This is a genomic window from Kitasatospora sp. NPDC089913 (genome assembly GCF_044748625.1).
Classification (GTDB): domain Bacteria; phylum Actinomycetota; class Actinomycetes; order Streptomycetales; family Streptomycetaceae; genus Kitasatospora.
The window spans coordinates 18392-42749 of record NZ_JBIVGI010000039.1 but is presented as its reverse complement, the minus strand read 5'-3'; the positions used below and the strand labels follow the sequence as shown (position 1 = coordinate 42749).

General features: G+C 75.4%; 19 protein-coding genes. 14 read left to right on the top strand and 5 right to left on the bottom strand.

From position 1 onward, the window contains the following. Positions 1–86: 86 nt before the first annotated feature. Positions 87–689, top strand: coding sequence for a GNAT family N-acetyltransferase (locus ACIPYS_RS36515; protein ID WP_400754440.1), 603 nt, complete (start codon positions 87–89; stop codon positions 687–689). Here the strand turns inward: ACIPYS_RS36515 and ACIPYS_RS36510 are convergent. Then, on the bottom strand, positions 662–1576 hold the full coding sequence (locus ACIPYS_RS36510; RefSeq protein ID WP_400754405.1) for an aminoglycoside phosphotransferase family protein: 915 nt from the start codon (positions 1574–1576) through the stop codon (positions 662–664). The genes ACIPYS_RS36515 and ACIPYS_RS36510 overlap by 28 nt on opposite strands. A gap of 99 nt (positions 1577–1675) precedes the next feature. Beyond that, positions 1676–2764, bottom strand: a complete 1089-nt coding sequence (locus tag ACIPYS_RS36505) for a ferritin-like domain-containing protein (RefSeq protein WP_400754402.1) — start codon at positions 2762–2764, stop codon at positions 1676–1678. A 298-nt stretch (positions 2765–3062) separates the two neighbouring features. On the opposite strand from ACIPYS_RS36505, the gene rimP reads away from it, so the two are divergent. The 10 genes from rimP to ACIPYS_RS36455 all read left to right on the top strand — a co-directional run bounded on the left by rimP (position 3063) and on the right by ACIPYS_RS36455 (position 16741). Next, the gene (gene rimP / locus ACIPYS_RS36500) at positions 3063–3593 is read left to right on the top strand and encodes a ribosome maturation factor RimP (RefSeq protein ID WP_093860334.1); all 531 of its coding nucleotides are present in this window, start codon (positions 3063–3065) and stop codon (positions 3591–3593) included. A 57-nt stretch (positions 3594–3650) separates the two neighbouring features. Then, positions 3651–4652 carry a transcription termination factor NusA gene (gene nusA / locus ACIPYS_RS36495; protein ID WP_093860333.1) on the top strand — a complete coding sequence of 334 codons (1002 nt, stop codon included), beginning with the start codon at positions 3651–3653 and terminating at the stop codon, positions 4650–4652. A gap of 126 nt (positions 4653–4778) precedes the next feature. Further along, the gene (locus ACIPYS_RS36490) at positions 4779–5024 is read left to right on the top strand and encodes a YlxR family protein (protein ID WP_043471274.1); all 246 of its coding nucleotides are present in this window, start codon (positions 4779–4781) and stop codon (positions 5022–5024) included. A 212-nt stretch (positions 5025–5236) separates the two neighbouring features. Beyond that, on the top strand, positions 5237–8425 hold the full coding sequence (gene infB / locus ACIPYS_RS36485; RefSeq protein ID WP_093860332.1) for a translation initiation factor IF-2: 3189 nt from the start codon (positions 5237–5239) through the stop codon (positions 8423–8425). A 136-nt stretch (positions 8426–8561) separates the two neighbouring features. Then, on the top strand, positions 8562–8858 hold the full coding sequence (locus ACIPYS_RS36480; protein ID WP_030397729.1) for a DUF503 domain-containing protein: 297 nt from the start codon (positions 8562–8564) through the stop codon (positions 8856–8858). A gap of 154 nt (positions 8859–9012) precedes the next feature. Next, positions 9013–9456 (top strand): 30S ribosome-binding factor RbfA, encoded by a 444-nt coding sequence (rbfA, locus tag ACIPYS_RS36475; RefSeq protein WP_093860331.1) that lies wholly within the window; start codon positions 9013–9015, stop codon positions 9454–9456. A gap of 2 nt (positions 9457–9458) precedes the next feature. Next, positions 9459–10571: a bifunctional oligoribonuclease/PAP phosphatase NrnA gene (locus ACIPYS_RS36470; RefSeq protein WP_093860330.1), complete on the top strand. Its 1113-nt coding sequence runs from the start codon at positions 9459–9461 to the stop codon at positions 10569–10571. 126 nt (positions 10572–10697) lie between these two features. Beyond that, positions 10698–11627, top strand: a complete 930-nt coding sequence (gene truB / locus ACIPYS_RS36465) for a tRNA pseudouridine(55) synthase TruB (protein ID WP_400754395.1) — start codon at positions 10698–10700, stop codon at positions 11625–11627. Positions 11628–11882: 255 nt separating this feature from the next. After that, on the top strand, positions 11883–15698 hold the full coding sequence (locus tag ACIPYS_RS36460) for a serine protease (protein WP_400754392.1): 3816 nt from the start codon (positions 11883–11885) through the stop codon (positions 15696–15698). Positions 15699–15763: 65 nt separating this feature from the next. Beyond that, positions 15764–16741, top strand: coding sequence for a bifunctional riboflavin kinase/FAD synthetase (locus ACIPYS_RS36455; RefSeq protein WP_093860328.1), 978 nt, complete (start codon positions 15764–15766; stop codon positions 16739–16741). Positions 16742–16897: 156 nt separating this feature from the next. Here ACIPYS_RS36455 and ACIPYS_RS36450 read toward each other — a convergent pair whose 3' ends face one another. From ACIPYS_RS36450 to eccE, 3 genes are all read right to left on the bottom strand, one after another. Further along, on the bottom strand, positions 16898–19213 hold the full coding sequence (locus ACIPYS_RS36450; protein WP_400754389.1) for a MinD/ParA family protein: 2316 nt from the start codon (positions 19211–19213) through the stop codon (positions 16898–16900). Between the two features lie 151 nt (positions 19214–19364). After that, positions 19365–20138 carry a hypothetical protein gene (locus ACIPYS_RS36445; protein WP_400754387.1) on the bottom strand — a complete coding sequence of 258 codons (774 nt, stop codon included), beginning with the start codon at positions 20136–20138 and terminating at the stop codon, positions 19365–19367. Further along, a complete protein-coding gene (eccE, locus tag ACIPYS_RS36440; RefSeq protein ID WP_093860326.1) occupies positions 20138–21535 on the bottom strand; it encodes a type VII secretion protein EccE in 1398 nt (465 codons plus the stop codon). The genes ACIPYS_RS36445 and eccE overlap by 1 nt, the downstream gene beginning before the upstream one ends. Before the next feature lie 169 nt (positions 21536–21704). Between eccE and ACIPYS_RS36435 the strand changes: the two genes are divergently transcribed. The 3 genes from ACIPYS_RS36435 (at position 21705) to ACIPYS_RS36425 (ending at position 24273) form a co-directional block, all read left to right on the top strand. Further along, positions 21705–23393 carry a type VII secretion protein EccB gene (locus ACIPYS_RS36435; protein ID WP_093860325.1) on the top strand — a complete coding sequence of 563 codons (1689 nt, stop codon included), beginning with the start codon at positions 21705–21707 and terminating at the stop codon, positions 23391–23393. Between the two features lie 206 nt (positions 23394–23599). Further along, a complete protein-coding gene (locus tag ACIPYS_RS36430; RefSeq protein ID WP_093860324.1) occupies positions 23600–23902 on the top strand; it encodes a WXG100 family type VII secretion target in 303 nt (100 codons plus the stop codon). Positions 23903–23979: 77 nt separating this feature from the next. Next, the gene (locus ACIPYS_RS36425; protein ID WP_093860323.1) at positions 23980–24273 is read left to right on the top strand and encodes a WXG100 family type VII secretion target; all 294 of its coding nucleotides are present in this window, start codon (positions 23980–23982) and stop codon (positions 24271–24273) included. Positions 24274–24358: the final 85 nt, after the last annotated feature.

Genomic DNA, 24358 nt, shown 5'->3' with positions numbered 1-24358 from the left:
TGCCGGTGCGGGCCGCGTGGCGGGTGGGCGGGGGGTAACGTCCGGGGCATGGAACGGGTGACTGGGGTGATGGCGGGGTGACCGGGCTGACTGGGCCGGCCGGAGTGACCGGGCCGGCCGGGGTGCGGATCGAGGCGATCGACCTCGCGGCATGGGCCCCGCAGGCGCTCGACGTCCAGGCGGTGGCCTTCGGGCTCACCCCCGAGGAGGTCATGGTCCGGCTCCACATCGTCGGACGGCACGCCCAGCAGCCCGGGGTGATCGCGCTCGGGGCGGTGAGCGGCGGCCGGCTGGTCGGCTTCGGGTACGGGATGCCGAACCGGCGCGACCACTGGTGGAGCACGGTGATCGAGCCCTACCTCGTCGCCCGCGGGCACGGGGCCTGGCTGGACGGCGTCTTCGCCGTCACCGAACTGCACGTGCTGCCGGAGTTCCAGGGGCGCGGCGTCGGCTCGGCGCTGATCCGCACGCTGACCGCGCGCTCGGGGGCGGACCGCAGCATCCTCTCCGCGATCGACGCCGAGACACCGGCCCGGCGGCTCTACCGCTCGCTGGGCTACCGGGACCTCGCGCGGGCCGTGCACTTCCCGAACACCGAGCGGCGCTACGCGGTGATGGGGGCTCCGCTGCCGTTGCGCGGCACGGGCGGCGCGGACGCGGTTCAGAGCGCGCCGGCGAACTCCAGGTAGAGCTCGGCGTCGGGGCGGCGGCCCTCGGCGAGGGCGGCGCCGGCGAGGTCGACGGCGCGGACCAGGGTCCAGCCGCGGAGCCGGTCCCGGTCCACCTCCAGGGCCTCGGCGAGCTGGTGCAGCCGACGCCGGACGGCGGCCGGCAGGCCGGGGGAGCCGACCAGGGTGTCGGCGCGGTCCAGGGCGAGGCGGGCCAGGTCGTAGGCGCGTTCGCCGACCAGCGGCCGGGGGTCGATCGCGAGCCAGGGCGCGCGGTCGGCGGCGAGCACGTTGCCGTGGTGGAAGTCGCCGTGCAGCAGGAACTCCTCGGCGGCGGAGACGGCGAGGTCGGCGGCCGTCTCCTGCGCCTCGGCGAGCAGCGGTCCGGCCTCGGCCGGGAGCTCCGGGACGGTGCCGGCGGGCGCCGGGGCGGGGAGGCCGGGGAAGGCGTGCTCCGGGGGGACGGGGGTCCAGAGCCGGTGGAGCAGGCTGGTGGCCTCCAGCATGGCCTTGGGCTCGGCGAGGGAGCGCAGCGGGATCCCGCCGTGCAGGCGCTCCAGGAGGAGGACGGTCGTCCCGGGGTCGGGGGCCGCCGTGCCGAGGAGCAGGACGGCGCCGCGGCCGGCCCAGACGGTGAGGGCCTCGGCCTCGTGGGCGGTGGCGGGGGTGCGGAGGGAGACCTTGAGGACGGCCGGAGCGAGGTCGTCGTCGCGGTGCACAAGGGCGACCAGGGCGAGCGAGCCGCCGGGGTCCAGGACGCGGTCCAGGGTCAGGCGCAGCCGGGCGAGTTCGGCGGTGACCAGGGCCGGGAGGGCGGCCAGCCAGCGGTCCGCCTCCCCGGGGCGGACGGCGGCCACGCCCCGCGCGAGCCGGTCGGGGACGGTGATCTGCCCTGGTGCTGCCGACATGCCGGCCTTTCGGTAGCGGTTCCCCCGTGGTGGTACGCCTCCATTGTCGGTGATGGGAGGGCCGGGGGCCGCTGGGGCGGAGCGCGGGCCGGGCCCCGGCTACGGGGTGGGGGTACCCGTTCCGGCGGCGGTGGGGGTACTCGTTCCGGCGGGGGTGTCGGTGATGCCGGGGAAGGCGGTGGCGGCGGCGCCCCACTGGTGGGCGCGGAGCGCGGATTCGCGCAGGGCGTCGGCGGCCAGCGGCCGCTGGGGGGTGGGAACGGCGGCGACCAGATCGGCGTAGACCGTGGTCAGGCGGGTTTCCAGATGGGCTGCGAGGCGGCCGGCGGAGGCCGCGTCGGCGACCGGGAAGGGCAGCTGGTAGCCGGCGGCCGCCGGGTCGGGAGCGGCACCGGCGCCGGTGAGCAGGCGCTGCCAGGCGTCACGGCGGGCCTGGTGGGCGGCCAGGGAGGTGCGGGCCGCGGTGCGCTGCCCGTCGTCGGTGAGGCGGGCGCCGACCACGCCGTAGCCGTAGACGGCGGCGTGCTCGGCGCCGAGGGCGGCCTGGAAGGGGGCGGCCGTGGCGTCGGCCGACGCGGAGGCGGTGGTGGACGCGGACGGCGGGACGGAGGCGGACGGCGCCGGGGCGGCGGCCGGGGCGGCGTCGCCGAGGGCCACGGCGTGCAGGACCCCGGCCGCGGAGACCGAGGCCAGCAGGCGGGCGAGCGCCGGGGAGGCGGCGCCCAGGTCGGCCAGCCGGGCCTGGGCGGTCTGGCGTTCGAGCGAGGCCAGCGCGGCGGTGGTGGGCACGGTGGCGGCCGTCGTGGCCGGGGTGGCACCGGGCGCGGCGGTGCCCGACGTCCCGGTGCCCGACGTCCCGGTGCCCGACGTCCCGGCACCGGGGGTGCCGGTGCCGGTGGAGGACGTCGGCGTCGTGGTGGCGGTGTCCAGGGCCGCGCGGTGGCGGGCGACGTCCTCGCGCAGCGGCTGGAGCTGGGGGGCCTGCGGGAGCAGGGCGTCGTAGGCCGCCAGCAGGGTGTCGGTGGCGTCCAGGGCGCGTCGGCGGACCGGCTCGTCGGGGTCGGGGCGGCTGTGGTCGCCCGCCGGGCGGCCGGGGTCCCGGTGGGGTGCGTCGGTGCACGCGGTCAGCGCTGCGCCGGTGAGGAGCAGCCCGAGGGCCAGGAAGGTCCGTCGGCCGGTCGGCTGCATGGGTGTCACTCCGGGGGCGGGTACGGGAGGACGGCCTGCCCTCGCTGGCGTGAATGATTACAGAATCCTCACCTGCGTGGGTCCGGATTGCCCTCCCGGCGGGCGCGGGCGGCCCGTGTGAGCTTGCTCGCACCGGGCCGGGCGCCCCCGGCGCCGCCGGGGGCGGAATCGGTGGTTGGGCGGTTCACCGGCTAGGCTTTGGGCCGAGCTGCCGCGACCCGGCCGCGCGCCGGAACGGCGCCGGTGGGTGCGGTGCGACCTTCCGACAACAGCAGACGCGGCCGAGGAGTCCACCCGGATGAGCACCACCCACATCGACCGGCTGCGTGCGTTGCTGGAGCCGCTGGCCGCGCAGTCGGGCCTGGACCTGGAGGACGTCAAGGTCACCCAGGCGGGCAGCCGCCGCCAGGTGCAGATCGACGTGGACGCCGACGGCGGCGTGGACCTGGACACCGTCGCCGAGTTCAGCCGGGTGGTCGGCGAGGCCCTGGACGCGTCGGACGTGATGGGTTCCGGCGCCTACGTGCTGGAGGTCGGTTCGCCGGGCGCGGAGCGTCCGCTGGAGCTGCCCCGGCACTGGATCCGGGCCGAGGGCCGGCTGGCCGCCGTCCACCTGGTCGACGGCGGGGAGATCGTCGCCCGGGTGCTCGCGGCCGACGAGGACGGCGCACTGGTCGAGGTGCAGCCGGTCAAGGGCCGCGGCCGGGCCAAGGAGCGCCGGCTGGAGTACGCCGAGGTCGCCCGGGCCCGGGTCCAGGTCGAATTCAACCGCAAGGACGACGAGCAGCTCGACGAGCTGCTCGAAGACGGTGACGACGGTGCGGAGTGACGACCTGCGCACCGACCGCACCGTGAAGAACGTGACGAAAGACGAGGAGGCGTAGCCGTGGACATCGACATGAGTGCCCTGCGCACGCTGGTCAGCGAGAAGAACATCCCCTTCGGCCTCGTGGTCGAGTCGATCGAGTCGGCCCTCCTCACCGCGTACCACCGCACCGAGGGCTCGCGCCGCCGCGCCCGGGTCGAGCTGGACCGCAAGTCCGGCCATGTGACGGTCTGGGCCACCGAGGACGCGTCGGAGCTGGACGAGGGCGTCGAGCCGAAGGAGTTCGACGACACCCCGAGCGGCTTCGGCCGGATCGCCTCCAGCATCGGCATGCAGGTCATGATGCAGCGGCTGCGCGACGCCGCCGACGACCAGACCTTCGGCGAGTACGCGGGCAAGGAGGGCGACATCGTCACCGGTGTCGTCCAGCAGGGCAACGACCCGAAGAACGTGCTGGTCGACATCGGCAAGCTCGAGGCCATCCTGCCGCCGCAGGAGCAGGTCCCGGGCGAGGACTACCGGCACGGCACCCGGCTGAAGTGCTACGTGGTGGCCGTGCGCCGGGGTGTCCGCGGGGCGTCGGTGACGCTGTCGCGCACCCACCCCAACCTGGTCCGCAAGCTGTTCGCGCTGGAGGTCCCGGAGATCGCGGACGGCAGCGTCGAGATCGCCGCGATCGCCCGTGAGGCCGGCCACCGGACGAAGATCGCGGTCTGGTCGCGCCGCCAGGGGCTGAACGCCAAGGGCGCCTGCATCGGCCCGATGGGCGCCCGGGTGCGCGCGGTGATGGGCGAGCTGCACGGCGAGAAGATCGACATCGTCGACTGGTCGGAGGACCCGCGTGAGATGGTCGCCGCCGCGCTGTCCCCCGCCCGGGTGACGAGTGTGGAGATCGTCGACCTGGCGCAGCGCTCCGCACGGGTGATCGTGCCGGACTACCAGCTGTCGCTGGCGATCGGCAAGGAGGGGCAGAACGCCCGTCTGGCCGCCCGCCTCACGGGCTGGCGGATCGACATCCGGCCGGACACCGAGGGCGCCGAGCCGCAGGCCCCGGCCGAGTAGTCGTTGTCGTCGGAGCCCCCCGCCGTTCCCCCCGGAATCGGCGGGGCGGCGCCATGTCCCTCCGGAGGGGTAGACTTGCCTTCGTCTGGCCGGACGCATGTCCGAGCACGCCCGGAACGCACCTGCGTGGGCTGCCGCAAGCGCGCGGCCAAGCACCAGCTGTTGCGTGTCACGGCGGTCGAGGGCGTCTGCGTCCCCGATCCACGTGGCGCACTGCCGGGCCGGGGAGCGCATCTGCACCCCGAACCGGCCTGTCTCGACCTCGCGGTCCGCCGACGGGCGTTCCCCCGGGCCTTCCGGCTCCAGGGCGCGCTCGACACCGAGCGGCTCCGCGGGTTCATCGAGGAGCGGGTGAGCGACAGCTCCCCGTGACAGCGCGCCGCTAGCGCGGCGGAGAACCACCGCAACAAGCACGGCGCACGGGCAGCCGTACGTCGTGCCACCAGTCAGGTACCTCGCGATGTGGAAGTAGGTCGAGATTGCGATGAGCACTCGATGAGTACGCGATGAGTACGCGATGGGTACGCCCATGAAGTAGCGACAGTCCGGCGGACGAGACCCCCGGACTCATAGACAGGAGTGAAGTGGCTAAGGTCCGGGTTTACGAGCTCGCCAAGGAGCTCGGTTTGGAGAGCAAGGCCGTGATGGCCAAGCTCACCGAGCTGGGTGAGTTCGTCCGTTCGGCGTCCTCGACGATCGAGGCGCCGGTCGTGCGCAAGTTGACTGACGCGCTTGGCGTTGCCCCCACCGGTGGTGGCTCTGCTGCCAAGCCGGGCCCGCGGAAGCCCGCGGCGCCCCAGCCCTCGGCCGGTCCGGCCGCGGGCGCACCCAAGCCGGGTGCTCCGACCCCGGGTCCGCGCCCCAGCGCGACCCCCGGTCCCCGTCCGACCCCTGCGGCCGCGGCCCCCGCGGCTCCGGCCGCGCCCGCCGCCGCTGCCGCGCCCCGGCCGGCCGGTGCTCCGGCACCGGGCCCGCGCCCGGCGCCGCGTCCCGCGGCTGCGGCCCCGGCCGCTCCGGCGGCCGAGTTCTCCTCCCCGGCCCCGGTCTCCGGTGACGCCGAGGCCGCGCGTCCGGCCGCCCAGGCCCCGCGTTCCGCCGGCCCCGCCGCCGGTGCTCCGGCCGCCGGCAGCGGGGCCCGTCCGGGCCCGCGTCCGGCCGGTCCGCGTCCGGGCAACAACCCGTTCACCTCGGGCAGCGCCACCGGCATGGCCCGCCCCGGCGACCGTCGTCCCGGCGCGCCGGGCGCGCGTCCGGGTGCTCCGGCCGGCCAGGGTGGCGACCGTCCCCGTCCGGGCGGCGACCGTCCGCGTCCGGGTGGCCAGGGTGCTCCGGGTGCCGGTGCTCCCCGTCCGGGTGGCGACCGTCCCCGTCCCGGTGGCGACCGTCCGCGTCCGGGTGGCCAGGGTGCTCCGGGTGCCGGTGCTCCCCGTCCGGGTGGCGACCGTCCCCGTCCCGGCGGCCAGGGCGCCCCGGGCGCCGGTGGCCCCGGTGCCGGTGCTCCGCGTCCCGACGGCATGCCCCGTCCGGCCGGCCCGCGTCCGACCCCGTCGGGCATGCCGCGTCCGAACCCGGGCATGATGCCGCAGCGTCCGGCCGGTCCGGGCCCGCGTCCCGGCCCGGGTGGCCGTGGTCCGGGTGGCCCCGGTGGCCGTCCGGGTGGTCCGGGTGCCGGTGGCGCCCGTCCGGGCTTCCAGGGCCGTCCGGCCGGTCCGGGCTCGCGTCCGGCCGGTGGCGGCTTCGGCGGCCCCCGTCCCGGTGGCGGTGCCCCCGGCGGCGGCGGTGGCTTCGGTCCGCGTCCGGGTGGCTTCGGCGGCCGTCCCGGTGGCCCGGGTGCCCGTGGTGGCACGCAGGGTGCCTTCGGCCGCGGCCCCGGTGGCCGTCCGGCCCGTGGTCGCAAGTCGAAGCGGGCGAAGCGCCAGGAGTACGAGGCCATGCAGGCCCCGTCCGTCGGCGGTGTGATGCTGCCTCGCGGCAACGGCCAGACCGTTCGCCTGTCGAGCGGCGCCTCGCTGATGGACTTCGCGGAGAAGATCAACGCCAACCCGGCCGCGCTCGTCTCCGTGATGTTCAACCTCGGTGAGATGGTCACCGCGACGCAGTCGGTCTCCGACGCGACGCTGCAGCTGCTGGCCGACGAGATGGGCTTCCAGCTCGAGATCGTCAGCCGGGACGACGAGGACCGCGAGCTGCTGGAGTCGTTCGACATCGACTTCGGTGCCAACGAGGGCGACGAGGACCAGCTGGCCCCGCGCCCGCCGGTCGTCACCGTCATGGGTCACGTCGACCACGGTAAGACCCGCCTGCTGGACGCCATCCGCAAGTCCAACGTGGTGGCCGGCGAGGCCGGTGGCATCACCCAGCACATCGGTGCGTACCAGGTGGTCACCGAGGTGAACGGCGAGTCCCGCCCGATCACCTTCCTCGACACCCCGGGTCACGAGGCGTTCTCCGCCATGCGTGCCCGTGGTGCCAAGTCCACCGACATCGCGATCCTGGTGGTCGCGGCCAACGACGGTGTCATGCCGCAGACGGTCGAGGCGCTCAACCACGCCAAGGCCGCGGGTGTGCCGATCGTGGTCGCCGTCAACAAGATCGACGTCGAGGGCGCCGACCCGACGAAGGTCCGCGGTCAGCTGACCGAGTTCGGTCTGGTGGCCGAGGAGTACGGCGGCGACACCATGTTCGTCGACATCTCCGCGCGCCAGGGCCTCAACATCGAGCAGCTGCTGGAGGCCGTGGTCCTGACCGCGGACGCCTCGCTCGACCTGCGGGCCAACCCCGAGCAGGACGCGCAGGGTATCGCCATCGAGGCCCACCTCGACAAGGGCCGCGGTGCCATGGCGACCGTCCTCGTGCAGCGCGGTACCCTCCGCGTCGGCGACTCGATCGTGGTCGGCGACGCCTACGGCCGCGTCCGCGCGATGCTGGACGAGAACGGCAACAGCCTCGCCGAGGCCGGCCCGTCCCGCCCGGTGCTGCTGCTCGGTCTGACCTCGGTGCCCCGCGCCGGCGACAGCTTCATCGTCGTCGACGAGGACCGCACCGCCCGCCAGATCGCCGAGAAGCGCTCGGCCCGCGACCGCAACGCCGCCTTCGCGCAGCGTCGGGTCCGGGTGTCCCTGGAGGACCTGGACAAGGCCATCGCCGCCGGCTCCATCGAGCAGCTCAACCTCATCATCAAGGGTGACGTCTCCGGTTCGGTGGAAGCCCTCGAGGACGCCCTCGTCAAGCTGGACGTGGGCGAGGAGGTCGAGCTCCGGGTCCTGCACCGCGGTGTGGGTGCCATCACCGAGTCCGACGTGGACCTGGCGATGGGCTCGGACGCCATCATCATCGGCTTCAACGTGCGTGCCGAAGGCCGTGCGCGCGCTGCCGCCGACAAGGAAGGCGTGGACGTCCGGTACTACTCGGTCATCTACCAGGCGATCGAGGAGATCGAGAACGCCCTCAAGGGCAAGCTCAAGCCGGAGTACGAGGAGGTGCGCCTCGGCGCCGCGGAGATCCGCGAGGTCTTCCGCTCCTCCAAGTTCGGCAACATCGCCGGTGTCCTGGTCCGCGACGGCATCATCCGCCGCAACACCAAGGCCCGCCTGCTGCGCGACGGCAAGGTCGTGGCGGAGAGCCTCACCATCGAGGGTCTGCGTCGCTTCAAGGACGACGCGACCGAGGTCCGCGAGGGCTTCGAGGCCGGTGTGACCCTGGGGTCGTTCAACGACATCAAGGTCGACGACATCATCGAGACCTACGAGATGCGCGAGAAGCCGCGCGCGTAAGCGAGTGGCTGCCGGGGCCGGTCGACGGGTGGTATTTCCGTCGACCGGCCCCGGTCCTGCTGTGTAGGGTCCGGGGAGCGGTCCCGTTCGGGAACCGCTCCCCGAGGCCTTCCAGGTCGGCTCTGACCTGTCACACATGTTCGTGGGAACACTCACCTTCGACCTGCTGCTGGGCGACGTCCACTCGCTCAAGGAGAAGCGGTCGATCGTGCGGCCCATCGTGGCCGAACTGCAGCGCAAGTACAGCGTGTGCGCTGCCGAGACCGGGAACCAGGATCTGCACCGCCGGGCCGAGATCGGTCTCGCGGTGGTGTCCGGCGAAGCCGGGTACGTCACCGAGATCCTGGACAGCTGTGAGCGGTTGGTCGCCGGCCGCCCCGAGGTTCAGCTGCTCTCCGCCAGGAGGCGCTACCACAACGACGACGACGAATGAGAACTGTGGAAGCGGACGGCGCGAGTCGCCGTTCTCACACAGATCAGGACCGAGAGCGCCCACAAGGCTGGGCGCGGGCCGGTACTTTGGGGCAGGGGCCCCGATGGGCGAGCAGCAACGCCCGAGTACCCGGCCCACTGCACGAGGAGGCAACGTGACCGACACCGCAAGGGCGCGCAAGCTCGCCGACCGCATCCAGGTGGTCGTCGCCCAGACCCTGGAGCGCCGGATCAAGGACCCGCGACTCGGGTTCGTGACCATCACGGACGCCCGGGTGACCGGGGACCTGCGCGAGGCCACCGTCTTCTACACGGTCTTCGGCGACGACACCGAGCGCGAGGCCACGGCCGCCGCGCTGGAGAGCGCCAAGGGCGTGCTCCGCTCCGAGGTCGGCAAGCAGACCGGGGTTCGCTTCACCCCGACGCTGACCTTCGTCGCGGACGCCCTGCCGGAGAACGCCAGGAACATCGACGACCTGCTCGACCGGGCCCGGGCCATCGACGCCGCGGTGCGCACCAGCGCCGCGGGCGCGACCTTCGCCGGCGACGCGGACCCGTACAAGGTTCCGGCGTCCGAGCGTGACGACGAGGACGAGTAGTCATGGCGGGTGAGCCGGCGGCGGCCGGTTCGGCAGCCGGTACCGGTTCGACCACGGGGGCATCCTCCACCGACACGGTGGAGGGTGCCCTCGCGGTGCTTCCGGGGCCGCGCGCCGAGGAGAGCGGGTTCGAGCTGCTGTGGCAGCAGGTGGTCGCCGAGATCGGCCGGGCCCGCTCGATCGACCTGATCTGCCACATCTGCCCGGACGGCGACGCGCTCGGCTCCGCGCTGGCGGCCGGGCTGGCCCTGAAGGGCCTCGGCAAGGAGGTCCGGGTCTCGTTCGGCGACGATCCGCAGATCGTCCCCGAGTCGCTGGCCTTCCTGCCCGGCCAGGAGCTGATCGTGCCGGCCTCGGCGGTGCCCGACGTCCCCGAGCTGGTGCTCTGCTTCGACGTCGCCGCGGAGAGCCGGCTGGGCCTCCTGCACGACAAGGCCTTCGCGGCCCCCGTGCTGGTCGTCCTCGACCACCACGCCTCCAATCCCGGGTTCGGTACCCACCAGCTGATCGACCCGGAGGCCCCGGCCACCGCCGTGCTGGTGGACGAGCTGCTGCGCCGGCTGGGCGTCGAGCTGGACCAGTCCCTGGCCACCTGCCTGTACACCGGTGTGGCGACCGACACCGGCTCGTTCCGGTACCGGGCGACCACGCCCGCGACCCACGAGCTGGCCGGGCGGCTGCTGGCCACCGGCATCCGGCACGACCTCATCTCGCGGCAGTTGTGGGACACCTCCTCCTTCGGCTACCTCAAGGTGCTGGCGGGCGCGCTCGACCGGGCCGTCTACGAGCCGGACGCGGCGGAGGGCCTCGGCCTGGTGTGGACCTGGGTGCCGTACCAGGAGCTGGTGCTGTTCAGCGTGACCGTCGAGGAGATCGAGGGTCTGATCGACATCCTGCGCCGCCCGGCCGAGGCCGAGGTGGCGCTGGTGCTCAAGCAGGACCCGGACGGCACCCTGCGCGGCTCCTCCCGTTCCAAGGGGGCGGTGGACGTCGCGGCCGCCTGCGCCGAACTGGGCGGCGGCGGTCACGTCTACGCGGCCGGGTTCTCCGCCCGGGAGGACGTGGACACGGTGGTGCGGCGGTTCCGCACCGCGCTGCGGGTCCGCCGGGACTGATCCGTCCGCGCCCCGCCGGCCGCCGTCGGCCGCCGGTCGTGCTGCGTGGTCGGCGGGGGCGTGCGGTCGGTAGGTTGGCAGCCTGTGGTTGATCGTTTTGTACAGGGCTTTGACAGAAAGAACTCGATGAAGCGCAAAGGCACCGGTCCGGACGGCCTGGTCATCGTCGACAAGCCGGAGGGCATCACCTCGCACGGGGTGGTCGCGAAGCTGCGGTGGCTGGCCGGGACGCGGAAGGTCGGCCACGCCGGCACCCTCGACCCGATGGCCACCGGCGTACTGGTGATCGGGGTCGAGCGGGCCACCCGGCTGCTCGGCCATCTGATGCTCACCGCCAAGACCTACGAGGCGACCGTCCGGCTCGGCCAGACCACCGTCACCGACGACCGGGAGGGCGAGGTCACCGCCTCGACCCCGGCCGACGGGGTGACCGAGGAGGCCGTCGCCGCCGGCGTCGCGGCGCTCACCGGCGAGATCATGCAGGTCCCGTCCAAGGTCAGTGCGATCAAGATCGACGGCAAGCGTTCCTACGCCCGGGTGCGCGAGGGCGAGGACTTCGAGCTGGCCGCCCGGCCGACCACCGTCCACTCCTTCACCGTGCACGAGCGGCGCGCCGCGGTCGCGGAGGACGGCACGCCGGTGGTCGACCTGGACGTCACCGTGGAGTGCTCCTCCGGTACCTACATCCGGGCGCTGGCCCGGGACCTCGGTGCCGGGCTCGGCGTCGGCGGGCACCTGACCGCGCTGCGGCGCACCAGGGTCGGGCCGTACGGGGTCGAGTCGGCGCACACCCTGGAACAGCTGGAGGCCTCGGTGACCGGCGACGAGGCCACCGGGCTGGACGTGCTGCCGATCGCCGCCGCGGCGGCGGCCGCCTTCCCGCGCTGGGACCTCGACGCCGACCAGGCGAAGCAGCTGTCCCACGGTGCCCGGCTGAAGGCCCCGGGCATGGGCGTGGACGGGCCGATCGCGGTGTTCGGGCCGGACGGCACCTTCCTGGCGCTGGTGGAGGAGCAGGCCGGCCAGGCCCGGCCGGTCGCCGTTTTCGTCGGCTGAACCGCGTGGTGCCCGCGCGGCACCGGGCCTGCACCGGGCCTGAACCGGGCCTGAATCAGGGTGGCCTGGGGCGGCACGGGGGCGTCGTCGGGGGGAAGTTCACCCGCGCGGGGGAGCGCGCGAGGTGAACCGCGGTCGTGAACGGCGTGGGCGCGGTCGGTCCGCGCCCACGGCGGGCAGGCTCCCCCGCGGCGCGCAGGTCGCCGCGACGCGTCCACTCCAGGGCCGGCCGGCCCTGCGGGGAGGGCTGCGGGCATGCCGGGACTACTGGGCTTCAGGGGCTTGCCGGGGGAGGACGACGGCACGGCGGCGGGTGACCCCGGCCGCCGGCTGCTGCGGATCCACGACCGGGACGGACGGCCGCGGGGGCTGGGCTTCGTGCTCGACCCGCTGGGCACCGTCCTCACCGCGCACGAGACGGTGGCCGGGCTCGACGGGATCGTCCTGCATCTCTTCGGGGGCCAGACCAGGGTCCTCGGCCCGGACCACGTCCGGCCGCTGCCCGGGCAGGGGCTGGCCCTGCTGCGCACCGACACGGTCGGTGGGCTGCCGGTGCCGCCGCTGCCCGTCGCCCCGCCGCCGGCGGCCGGGGACGGCACCGTGCTGCTGGTGCCCGTCCCGGTCCTGGGCGAGGGGCGCGCGGACGGGCGGACGGTACTGCTGCGCTGCGGCCTCGCGGCGGGGCACCCGCCGGCCGACCGCGTCCGTCCGGCCGGCGGTGTGCTGCTGCTGGACGTGCCCTCGGCGGCCGACGCGGCGGTCGTCCCGGCCGGGGCACCGGTGCTGGACGCCGCGAGCGGCACGGTGGTCGCCGTGGTCGCGCCCGGTCTGCGGCCCCCGGGGCGGCCGGGGCCTCCCACCGCCGTTCCGGTGACGGCCGACCGGGTGGACGTGCCGGAACTCGCCGAGGCGCTGGCGCGCAATGCGGCCCGGGTGCCCGCGTACGGGGGCGCGCTCAACCTGGCCGGGGTGCTGCGACTGTCCGCCGCCCAGCTGGCCGCGGCGGGGGCCGGACCGGACCGGGTCGCGGCGCTGGCGGCCGACCGGGTGGACCGGCCGGACGGGCTCGCGGAGTGGGCCGAGCTGCTGGTGGACGGCGCTCCCGCCGGCGACAGCCGTTCCGGGCCGGGGGGAGCACCGGGGGTCGGGGTGGTGGCGCTGGTGGGGGCGGCCGGTACCGGCCGCAGCACCGAGGCGGCGGCCGTCGCCGTGCGGCGCGGGGACGGCGACCGCCCCCGGCCCACGGTGTGGCTGCGCGGCGCGGACCTCCGGCCGGGGGACGCCTCGCTCGCCGGCGCGGTGGAGCGGGCGCTGGGGTCGGCCTCGGCGCGGCTGGGGGTGCCGGCGCCGGCCGGCCCCGGGGCGGTGGCCGCGCTCTGCGCGGCGGCCGGGCGGCCGCTGCTGGTGGTGCTGGACGGTCCGGAGGAGTCGCCGGTACCGCTGGACGCCGACTGGTTGCGGGCCTCGGCGTGCTGGCTGGCGGCGGGCGGGGCCCGGCTGCTGACCGCCTGCGGGGAGGAGGCCTGGGAGCGACTGGCACCGGGCGGGGCCGAGGGCGAGTTCCTGGTGCCGGTCGGAACGTCTGTCGGCCCGCTCGCCGGAACGTCTGTCGGCCCGCCGGCCGGAGCGCCGCTCGGCCCGCCGGCCGGAGCGCCGCTCGGCCCGCCGGCCGGAGCGCCGGCGGGTGGCCGGGGGGCCGGTGCGGGCGCCGTCCGGGTGGTGGTGCGGCGCCTGGGGCCGCTGCCCGCCGAGGCGGCGGAGCGGGTGCGGCGGCGGTACGGGGTGCCGCCCGGCTGGCCGGCGGCCGGGGACGCCGGGCACCCACTGGCGGTCCGGCTGGCCGGGGAGCTCTGGGCGGAGGGGCTGCGCGGGGAGCCGGTGGACCGCACCGGGCTGTTCGCCGCCCACCTCGACCTGCGCTGCCTGCGAGTGGCCCAGCGGCTCGCCGAGGACGGTCGCCCCCGGCGGCCGGGAGCCCACCGCCGGGGCGCCGTCCGGCCCGCCGGGGTCTCCGCCGGGCGGGTGCGCCGGACGGCGGCGGCGGTGGCCGGCCGGGTGCACGAGGCGGCGCGGCGGATGCTGGGCGCCGAGCAGGGCGGTCTGCCGAGGGCCGCGTTCGAGGAACTGTTCCCGGTGGCGGGCGGCTGGGCGACGGCGGTGCTGGCGGAGGGGCTGTTCGTACCGGCCGGCCCCGGCTACCGGTTCGCGCACGGGGAGTTCGCCGACTGGCTGCAGGGTCTGCACCTGGACCTGGACGCCGCGCTGCGGCTGCTGCTAGGCGAGGCCGAGGACACGCCCCCCGGTCCCGGTGGGGGCCCGCCCGCCGGGATCCGGACCGTGCCGCGGCACCGGATCGGCCCGGTGGTCGCCGCACTGCGGCGGATCGGCGCCACCTGGGGTGCCCCGGCGCTGGATCCGTGGCTGCACCGGATCTGGCGGGCCGTGGATCTGCGCCCGGCGGGCAGCGAACCCGGCTGGTGGGCCGGGCGGTTGCTGGTCGCCGGTCTGGCCGACGGTCCGGACCTCGCAGAACACCGGCCGCTGCTGGAGCAGTTGGCCGAACGGATCGTCGAACGGGCGGCCGCCGCGGGTGGGTTCGAACGGCTCCCGGCAGAGGGTCTGGGCCGGTTCGGGCCGTCCTTCTGGGCCGGTCTCGGGCTGCCCTCGGAGCTCGAACTCGGTCTGCTCCGGCGATTGGTGGCCGCCGACGGGCCGGAGCGGCCGTTCCTGGCCGCGGTGACCGGCCGGCTGCGGGGCGATCCGCAGGGGGTGCTGCCGCTGCTCTGCGGGTGGTTCGACGACTCGCGCGGTCTGCCGGCCCGCCCCGGGAGCACCGTCGCCGACCTCGTGCACGACCTGCTGTTCGCGCACCGGGCCCTGGCCCTGGACGAGTTGACCGAGGTACTGGCCGGAGCAGCCCACCCGAGGGCGGACGCGCTGCTCGCCGTCCTGGCCGTCGAGGAGCCCTCGGCGCTCTGCCGGGCGGTCGACCGCTGGAGCCACGACCCCCGGCCCGAACGGCATGTGGCCGCCGCGGTGCACGCGCTGCACACGGCCCCGTACGCCCGCGGTGCCGGGCCGGAGCTGCTGCGGTTCACCGCGCTGGCCCTGCTGGCCCGGGAGGAGGAGCCGGCCCTGCACGGTGCCGCGCTGGCCCTGCTGCTGCGGGAGCCGGGGAGCCGGGCCGTCCATCTCCCGGCGGCGCTCGCCGTGTACCGGGGCGGCGAGGACCGCTTCCTGGGCCCGCGGGCGCTGGCACCGGCGCTGGAGAGCGACCCGGAGCCGGTGCTGGCCGCGCTGGCCGACCGCCTGGGCGGGCCCGGGGCGGCGGCGCGGCCGGACGCGCCGGTGGCCGGAACGCTGCGGGTGCTCGCGGACGCCCGGGCGCCGCTGGCCGCCCGGCGGGGTGCCGAGTTCGCCGCCCGGCTGCTGCGGGAACGGCCGGAGCTGGCCGGGCCGGTCGCCGTCGACTACCTCGGCCGCCGGCTGGCGCGCGGCGCGGTCGGGGGTGCGGTCGCCCGGCTGGAACTGCGGGTGCTGCTGAGCGGGGCCCTGGCGGCCCGTGCGGCGGCGGTCCGCCGGCCGTTCGCCGAGGTGCTGTCCCGTCCGGTGCCCGACCCGGTGGCGGACGCGCTGCGCTGCGAGCTGCTGGACACCCTGCTGGCCACCGAGGGGGACCCGGAGGTGCTGGCCGCCGCCCTGGCGGGGCTGGCCGAGCACTGCGCGGCGGAGCGGCCGGCCCGGGCCCGGGCGGTGGTGGTCAGGGCGGCGGCGGCGCTGCCGGGCGCGGACGGGCTGCTGGTGCGGTGCGCCGGCCGGTCGGCGGCGTTCGCCGCGCTGCTGGCGCGCTGGCCGGAGGACGAACGGCCGGCCCGTCCGGTGGGGCCGAGGCTGGACCGGTTGCGCGCCCTGGTCGCGGCCGGCCGGGACCCGAGGGACGCGGCCGCGGAGGCCGAGCGGACCGGCGGGGCCGGGGCCGCCCGGCCGCCGGGCGGCGGAGTCCCGCACCAGGTGGTTCGGCCAACCTGCCTTCCGGTGCCGAACTCCGGACAGGCGCATGGCACGCTATAGGGGTTCGGGTTTTGAGCGTTTGAGCGTACAGAAGGTACGCGCCGTAGGGAACAAGGAGCGGTCAGGTGCAGCGCTGGCGTGGCCTGGAGGAGATCCCCGCCGACTGGGGACGCAGCGTCGTCACCATCGGCTCGTTCGACGGGGTGCACCGCGGACACCAGCTGATCATCAACCGGGTGGTCGAGCGCGCCCGCGAGCGGGGGGTGCGCTCGGTGGTGGTCACCTTCGACCCGCACCCCAGCGAGGTGGTCCGTCCCGGGACCCACCCGCCGCTGCTCGCCCCGCAGCCGCGCCGGGCGGAGCTGATCGAGGAGCTGGGCGTCGACGCCGTGCTGGTGCTGCCGTTCACCACCGAGTTCTCCAAGGAGTCGCCGGAGGAGTTCTTCCGGCAGGTGCTGGTGGACGCGCTGCACGCCTGCCTGGTGGTCGAGGGGCCGAACTTCCGCTTCGGCCACCGCGCGGCCGGGAACGTCGCCCTGCTGGCCGAACTGGGCCGGGCGGCGGACTGCGGCGTCGAGGTGGTCGACCTCCAGGTGCGCGGCACCGTCGGCGACGGCGAGCCGTTCTCGTCGACCCTGACCCGCCGGCTGGTGGCGTCCGGTGACGTGGCCGGGGCGGCGGAGGTGCTGGGCCGTCCGCACCGGGTGGAGGGCGAGGTGGTGCGGGGTGCGCAGCGCGGCCGTGAGATGGGCTACCCGACCGCCAATGTGGACACCGTCCCGCACAGCGCGATCCCGGCCGACGGCGTGTACGCGGGCTGGCTGATCGCGGGACAGGACGGGACCCTCCTGCCCGAGGGCGGGCAGGGCGGGCGGATGCCGGCCGCGATCTCGGTGGGCACCAACCCGACCTTCGACAACACCGCGCGCACCGTGGAGGCGTACGCCATCGACCGGGTCGGCCTGGACCTCTACGGGCTGCACGTGGCGGTGGAGTTCCTGGTGTACCTGCGGGGGATGGAGAAGTTCGACTCCGTCGAGGCGCTGCTGGAGCGGATGGCCGACGACGTGAAGCGGGCCCGGGAGTTGACCGAGGCCGGCTGACGGCCACGGGCCACGGGCCACGGGCCACCGGCCGACGGACTCGGGCCGGCGGACGTGTGACCGGTACCGCCGCGCCGGACGGCCTGCGGAGCGTACGCGAGAGCCCGCCGACCACGGAGGTCGGCGGGCTCTCGGCGTTCGTCGCCGCTGCTACTGCTACTGCTGCGGTGCGGGCGGCGGCGGGTAGCCGTAGCCGGGCGGCGGCGGGGGCGGCTGGTGGCCCTCCTCGGGCTGGGGGTGGCCGTAGCCGCCGCCGGCCGGCGGGGCGGGCGGCTGCTGCCACTCGGGCGCCGGCGGCTGCGGCTGGGCGCTCTGCTGCGGCGGGTAGCCGTAGCCGGGCGGGGGCGGCGGGACCTGCCCGGGCTGCGGCGCCCACGGCGTGCCGGGCGCGGGCTGGGGGGCGTGCTGGCCGGGCTGCGGCGGCTGGGCGTAGGGGTACGGCTGGCCGTACGGGGGCTGGCCCTGGGGTCCGGGCTGGGGCTGCGGGTAGCCCGGCGCCGGCGGCTGCGGCTGGACCTGCTGCTGCCAGCCGTTCTGCTGGGCGGCCTGCTGGGCGCGGACGATGTCCTCGCCGACCAGGGTGGCCAGCTCGAAGTAGGCCTCGCGGACCTTGGGCCGCATCATGTCGAGGTTGACCTCGGCGCCGGCCGCCAGGCTCTCGTCGAACGGCACCACGACCACGCCGCGGCAGCGGGTCTGGAAGTGCGCGACGATGTCCTCGACCTTGATCATCTTCGCGGTCTCGCGGACCCCGGAGACCACCGTGATCGACCGCTGCACCAGATCGGCGTAACCGTGCGCGGAGAGCCAGTCCAGGGTGGTGGAGGCGGACGAGGCGCCGTCCACGCTGGGCGTGGAGACGATGATCAGCTGATCGGCGAGGTCCAGCACCCCGCGCATCGCGCTGTACAGCAGACCGGTCCCGGAGTCGGTCAGGATGATCGGGTACTGGCGGCCCAGCACGTCGATGACCTGGCGGTAGTCCGAGTCGTTGAAGGTGGTCGACACGGCCGGGTCGACGTCGTTCGCCAGGATCTCCAGACCGGAGTGGAGGTCCTGCGAGGTGAACTGACGGATGTCCATGTAGCTGCGCAGGTGCGGGATGGCCGTCACCAGGTCGCGGATGGTCGCGCCGGTCTGCCGCTTGACCCGGCGGCCGAGCGTGCCGGCGTCCGGGTTGGCGTCGATCGCGATCACCTTGTCCTGGCGCTCGCTGGCCAGGGTGGCCCCCAGGGCGGTGGTGGTCGTGGTCTTGCCCACGCCGCCCTTGAGGCTGATCACCGCGATCCGGTAGCAGCTGAGCACCGGTGTGCGGATGATCTCCAGTCGGCGGGCCTTCTCGGCGGCCGCGGCCTTGCCGCCGAACTGGAACCGCGGCTGCTGCCGCTGCTGCTTCGGCTGGCTGCGCAGCAGCCGGTCCGAGGACAGCTCGACGGCGGCGGTGTAGCCGAGCGGCGCGCCGTGCGCGGTCTGCTGCGGGGCGCCGGCCTGCTGGAACGCGGCGGGCGCGGCCGGCGGCTGGCCCCACTGCGGGGCGTTCGGCTGGGGCTGCCCGGGCTGCTGGTAGGCGGCGGGCTGCGGCCAGCCGCCGGCGCGCGGGTCGGCCCCGGCGGGCGGCGCGGCCGGTCCGGGCTGCGGCTGCTCGGGCTGGCTCTGCTGGGGCTGGGCCTGCGGCGGGACGGCCTGCTGGGGCTGGCCGGGCTGGGACTGCTGGGCCTGTTGGGCGGCTGCCCAAGCGGCGGCCTGCGGGTCCGGTGCAAAGGCCTGCGGGTTCGGTGCGAAGGGCTGGGGGTCCTGGACGAACGGCTGGGGGGCCGACGGGAAGGCCTGCGGCTCCTGGGCGAACGGCTGGGGCGGTGCCGCGGCGAAGGGCTGCTGCGGTGCGGCCGGGTACGGCTGGGGTGCCGGGGCGGCCGGCGGCTGGGCGGGGCCGGACAGCGCGGCGGACGGGTCGGCCGGCGGCCAACCGGGCATGGGGGCCGGAGCCGGCGCCGGAGCCGGCGCGGCCGGGGCGGTCGGCGGCACCGCGAAGGGCTCGGCGGGGACACCCGCGACCGGTGCCGGCACCTGAGCCGCCACCGGTGCGGCAGCCTCGCCCGGCTGCGGCTGCGGGTACGTCGAAGGCTGCACCGGAGGCTGGGGCTGCGACGGCGCGAGCTGCTGCACCGGCGGCTGGGCCGCGACCGGCGGCGCCACGGCCTCCGGTGCGGGCACGCCGACGGGCGCGGGCGAAGGCGCAGGAGCGGGCACGGGTACGGCCGCGGGCGCGGCCGCAGGGACCGGCGCGGCCGCCGGAGCGCCCGCACCGCCCGGACCCGGCGTCACCCCGGCGCCCGGCGCGGCCGCCGGAGCGCCCGCGGTGTCCGTCTGCACGTACCAGGACGGGGGAGTGTAATCGGGCGCGTCGGACCAGTCGTCGTCGTCCTCCGCCGCGTTGTCGCCGACGTAGACGCCGTCCCGATCGCTGCTCACCTAGGGCTCCCTCGTGTTCGCCGCCGCAAGTTCGCGGTGCCGTTGCCGTCCCACAGCCTAGGCCGTGAGCCACCCCCGGCTGAAGGCGGTGTCTCATCTCCGACCGGGCCGCACACGGGCCGTACACAGGCTCCGACCGGGTCCGCGCGGATCAGTCGAGGCGGCGCGGGCCGCCCAGGACCTGCCGTTCCGCCGGCCCGGTGACCACGCGGACGTACTGACGGCTCATCCGGGTCGTCCACAGCGTCAGGTCGTCCGGGAGCGACGGCAGGGCGGCGGTCTCGGCCGGTCCGAGCGAGAGCACCCGGCCGATCAGCTCGGCCTCCTCCGGCATCACCCGCTGCACCCCGACCAGATCGGCCGCGTTGAGCACCCGGGAGGCGTTCGGCCCCAGGTGCGGCACCACCGTGAGGATCGTCTGCCAGGGCGTGGCGGAGAGCCGGCTGCGCGGCGGGCGGGCGCCGAGGTCGCGCACCACGAGCACCGGCGAGGTGACCGAGGCGCCCTGCGGGCCGAGCCGGCCGGGTTGGTGGACCGTCACGCACGGCTGCCCGCCGCCCGCGGCCTGCGCCATCGGCCCCCAGAGCTGGCCGCGGGCCGTCTCGACGGCGATCCGCGCGCCGGTGGCGGCCGCCCGCAGCGCGATGACCTGCGCCGTCCAGAGGCCGCCGACCAGCACCAGGTCGTAGGGGCTGGGCCGGAACAGGCCGAGTACGGCGGGCCGGGAGCGGTGCACGTCCTCGCCGATCAGCACGCCGTCGTCGCCGACCGGGAAGGACAGTGCGTCGAGCTCGGCGAGGGTGAGCACGTGCTTCTCCCGGCGCGGGCCGCGCAGCCCGAAGCCCGGCAGCAGCCGGCGCCCGGTCCGGGGTGCCGGCTCCGCGTCGGCCCTCGGCGCGGGGGCGGGATAGAACTGCTGCGCCATCAGGAAGCACCTCCCAGCGGCAGGGTGGCGAGCACGCCGGGTGCCTGCTCCAGGTCGAGCCGGACCAGGCCGAGCCCGGCGCTCTGGGCCCGGGCCTCCAGCTGCCGGCCGAGTTCGACGGCCTCGCTCTCGCTGCGTTCGGTGACCCGGACGTGGCCGCTGAGGGTGACCGAGCCGCCGGTGCCGTGACCGGCGGTCAGGCTGAAGGTGCTGGCCAGTGCGGGCGCGCCGGTGACCAGGTTCACCAGATCAGGGACGGCGATCCGGCCGGGGGCGCCGCCGGGGCGGCCCAGCTGCGGCCAGCGGGAGATCCAGTAGGTGCTGTGCCAGCGGTCGTCGACCCGCCAGAACCGGTTGGTCTCCTGGGTGCGCCGCCCGCTGCCGCCGCCGCTGCCGGTGCCCTGCCGGACCGTCGTGGCCAGCGGGTTGACGCAGGTGGAGATGGCGAGGGCGGCGATCAGCTCGCGCTCGTCGAGCACGGTGACGTCGAACCCGGCGCTGTTCAGCCGCCCGGCCAGCTGGTCGGTGACCCGCTGGAGCGCCTTGCGGGCGCCCGCCTCGCCGCCGCCCCGGGCGCGCACCGCGGTGGCGGCCCGCTCCGGGTCGAGCTTGAGCGCGACCCAGGTGAGCCGCAGCGCGGGGGTGGCGGTGCCGTCGGCGAGCTCCCGGTAGGCGCGGGCGGCCAGCGACTGCTCGGGCAGGTGCGGCGCGGGCGCCGGCTGGGTGTGCTGGACGAGCTGGACCGACTCCAGGGCGATGTCGTCGACCCGCAGCGCCGAGCAGACCACGTCCAGCGGCAGCGGCCGGGCGGTGCGGTCCGGACGCAGCGGCAGGTCCTTGGCCTGGACGAGCAGGACGGCGCTGAGGAAGGTGCCGTCGCCGACCATGCCGGTCTCCCGGCGCACCGGACGGCCGCCGAGGTCGGCCTCGGTCGCGTGGGTGCAGGTGCGCAGCGCGGGTTCGAGTTCCAGGGCGGGCGCGAGCGCCGGGTCGGTGCCGGGCGGCGGCAGGTGGGCGCGGGCCCGCTTGCGGCGGGCCTTGAGCGCGGCGCGCACCCGCAGCGCTTCGGGCAGGGTGCGGCCGCGCAGCGGTACCAGTGCCAGTGCGACCAGGGCGAGGGCGACCGCGCCGAAGCCGGCGGCGACCGGCCTGCTGATCGTCCAGCCGACCGCGACCAGGGCCACCGCGACCTCGACCAGCACGAGTTGCTGGAGCCTCAGCCGGCTGCCGAGCAGCCCGGGCCGGGGGTGGACGCGGACCGTGACCGGCCCCCGGGGTCCGTCGGCACGGCCCGGGGCGGGGGAGCCCGCGGTGTCGGTCCCGTCGCGCCGGGCGGAGCGGCGCGCACCACTGGCCCGTGATGTGCTCCGGCGCCCCGGTGCGGTCTGGTTCGGCATCCCCCGAGTGCCCCTCTCTGGTCGGTTGTCGCGGCCCGGCTGGCCGGTGCGTGAACCGTACCCGTACCGTACTCACCGTCTGCTGCCGCATCGTAGAGGGTTCGAGCCCGTTCTCGCCCGGTGGGTGGCAGGCCACGGGGAGCAGGGTCCGACAGGGGAGACGACGAGCATGGCATCGCGCCGGGACGAGCTGAACGCCTACACCTTCGCCCGCAAGCGCACGGTCGGAGCCTTCCTGCTGCCCGGCGGCGGGGGGAGCGACGAGGACGCGCCGCGCCCGGTGAAGGCGATCCTGCCGAGCGTCCTGGTGGGGGCACTGGTGATCGGCGGTTTCGGTCTGTGGGGGGTGTTCAAGCCGAGCGCGCCGGTCGGCTGGGACGAGGGCAAGTACATCGTCCAGGGCAAGCAGAGCACCACCCGCTACGTGGTGCTGGTCGACCCGGACGGGAAGACCAAGCGGCTGCACCAGGTGCTGAACATGGCCTCGGCGCGGCTGGTGCTGCCGGTGGACAGCAAGGTGGTGGTGGTCGACGACGGCGTGCTGGACCGCTATCCCAACCACGGCCCGACGATCGGCATCCCGTACGCGCCGGACAAGCTGCCCAGCAAGGAGAACGCGAGCCGGCCGATGAAGTGGTCGGTCTGCGACCGGCCGGGCGACGACCAGGGGAGCACGGTCGACCAGGCGGTGTTCGTGGCGGGCGGCGCCGACGCGGACGTGCTCGGGGCGAAGGACCGGATGCTGGACGTCGGCCAGGCGCTGCTGGTGCAGCAGGCGGACGACCCGCAGGTGACCGCCTCCGGTCCGGCCGCGGGCCAGGGGAAGCTGAAGGTCTTCCTGGTGGACAGCAAGGGCCGCCGGCACGCGATCGGCGGACCGGAGGACTCCGACACCACCCGCTCGCAGCTGATGTGGGCCGTCTTCGGGTCCATGGCCGTCCCTCAGAAGGTGAAGAAGGACTGGCTGGACACCCTGGCGCCGGGCAGCGACATCGTCTTCCCCCGGATCGACGGGCTGGTCCCGGACACCAGGACGGCCAACTCCTCGGTGCCGCTGCAGAACCCGGAGGACCGCAAGATCGGCCGGCTGGTGCGGTTCGGCGAGAAGCACTACGTGGTGGGGAAGAGCCAGCTGCTGCTGGTCAGCCAGTTCCAGGCGGAGCTGATCCGGCAGAACCCGCTGCTGCAGCCGCTGTACAACCAGGACGCCAACAAGAGCCCGCGGATCGACGACCTCACCCCGGCCGAGCACGCCACCGTCAACAGCAGTGTGCCGCTGATGGCCGAGGGCGCCGCGGACTGGCCCACCCGGACGGGTGCGCCGGCCAACTCCTGGCAGGCGCCGAAGGACGCCCGGGCGGTGGTCTGCAGCACCTTCGACGGGGTCGCGGAGGACGGCCGGACGCCGCGGCGCAGCGTCTGGGCCGGGACCGAGTACCCGGTGCGGTACGGCAACGGCACGTCGACCGCGCACGTGACGCCGGGTCACGGCCTTTTCTACCGCGCGCTGGACAACGCCGCGGACGGCTCCGGCACGGACTTCCTGATCACCGAGACCGGTCTGCGGTACGCGGTGCCGGCGAGCAGCGAGGGTGGCAAGGGCGGCCAGAGCGCGCCGCCGGCCCAGCCCGGCCAGCCGTCCGGGCCGGCGCCCGCGCAGCCCGGTGCGCCGAAGGCGCCGTCCGGCCAGTCGGCCACCCCGTCCGGCCCGCCGCAGCCCGAGGAGCTGGGCGGCAACCAGGCCCGGCTGGGCTACCAGGGGCTGCAGCCGGCGCCGGTGCCGCAGCAGTGGTCGAACCTGGTGCCGGTCGGTCCCGCGCTCAACGCCAGGAGCGCGGCCCAGCAGCAGAACGCCTAGCACCGGGGCGCGGCCCGGTCGGGCCTCGCCCCGCTGCCCGCAAAGGAATTGGCCACGATGTCATGGCTTGGTAACCGACCGTCGCCCGGTGTTGGGCGAGCTGCGTGTGCCGACTACAGTGCTGCAGGACATCACACCGGTGGTGCCCGGGGGGCCGGGAACGACCCCTTCGGACTCAAGGTCTGTCTCATGGGGGACGGTAGAGCATGGGTCAGTTCAAGACGACCGCTCAGGAGATGCTGGCTTTCGCCAAGCACATGGACGAGGTCATCAACCAGATCAACACCGAGATCAACGGTCTCAACAACCTGGTGGGTTCGATCACCGGTGGTTGGCAGGGCCAGGCCGCGCAGGCGTACACCAACCTCCAGGGTCAGTTCAACACGGACGCCCAGGAGCTGAACAAGTCGCTGCGCGCCATCAAGGACGCGATCGAGCTCACGACCCAGAAGTACTCGCAGGCGGACGCCGACCAGCAGGCGGTCTTCGGCGCCGCGGCCACGTCCTGATCCTCAGCTCTGTCCGTTCACCCGGCGGCGCACCCCTCGGCTGACGGGGTGCCTCGCAGCCTCGACTAGGAGACATCGTGGCCGAACACATTCTGGTCAACTTCGAGACCATCAAGAACGCCAGCTCCGAGGTCCGTCGGACCGCGGGGACCATCAAGGCCCAGCTCGAGGAGCTGAAGGCCGGGGTCACCAAGATCTCCGGCAGCTGGGAGGGCGCCGCCCAGCAGGGCTACCGGGCCCACCAGACCAAGTGGGACCAGCGCGCCGAGCACCTCCAGGAGGTCCTGGAGAAGATCGCCAAGTCCCTGGACAGCGCGGCCCAGAGCTACCAGAACACCGAGAACCGCAACGCCACCCTCTGGACCGGCTGACGGTCCACGGCCCCGTTTCACGCGCCGAAGGGCGGGTGCCCCGCGCGGGCACCCGCCTTTGGCACGACCGCACGACCAGGTGGAC

Coding starts and splice junctions, on each gene's coding strand:
- ACIPYS_RS36510 (WP_400754405.1), bottom strand. CDS start 1,576: ATGTCGGCAGCACCAGGGCAGATCACCGTCCCCGACCGGCTCGCGCGG.
- ACIPYS_RS36505 (WP_400754402.1), bottom strand. CDS start 2,764: ATGCAGCCGACCGGCCGACGGACCTTCCTGGCCCTCGGGCTGCTCCTC.
- rimP (WP_093860334.1), top strand. CDS start 3,063: ATGAGCACCACCCACATCGACCGGCTGCGTGCGTTGCTGGAGCCGCTG.
- ACIPYS_RS36480 (WP_030397729.1), top strand. CDS start 8,562: ATGTTCGTGGGAACACTCACCTTCGACCTGCTGCTGGGCGACGTCCAC.
- ACIPYS_RS36470 (WP_093860330.1), top strand. CDS start 9,459: ATGGCGGGTGAGCCGGCGGCGGCCGGTTCGGCAGCCGGTACCGGTTCG.
- truB (WP_400754395.1), top strand. CDS start 10,698: ATGAAGCGCAAAGGCACCGGTCCGGACGGCCTGGTCATCGTCGACAAG.
- ACIPYS_RS36460 (WP_400754392.1), top strand. CDS start 11,883: ATGCCGGGACTACTGGGCTTCAGGGGCTTGCCGGGGGAGGACGACGGC.
- ACIPYS_RS36445 (WP_400754387.1), bottom strand. CDS start 20,138: ATGGCGCAGCAGTTCTATCCCGCCCCCGCGCCGAGGGCCGACGCGGAG.
- eccE (WP_093860326.1), bottom strand. CDS start 21,535: ATGCCGAACCAGACCGCACCGGGGCGCCGGAGCACATCACGGGCCAGT.
- ACIPYS_RS36435 (WP_093860325.1), top strand. CDS start 21,705: ATGGCATCGCGCCGGGACGAGCTGAACGCCTACACCTTCGCCCGCAAG.
- ACIPYS_RS36430 (WP_093860324.1), top strand. CDS start 23,600: ATGGGTCAGTTCAAGACGACCGCTCAGGAGATGCTGGCTTTCGCCAAG.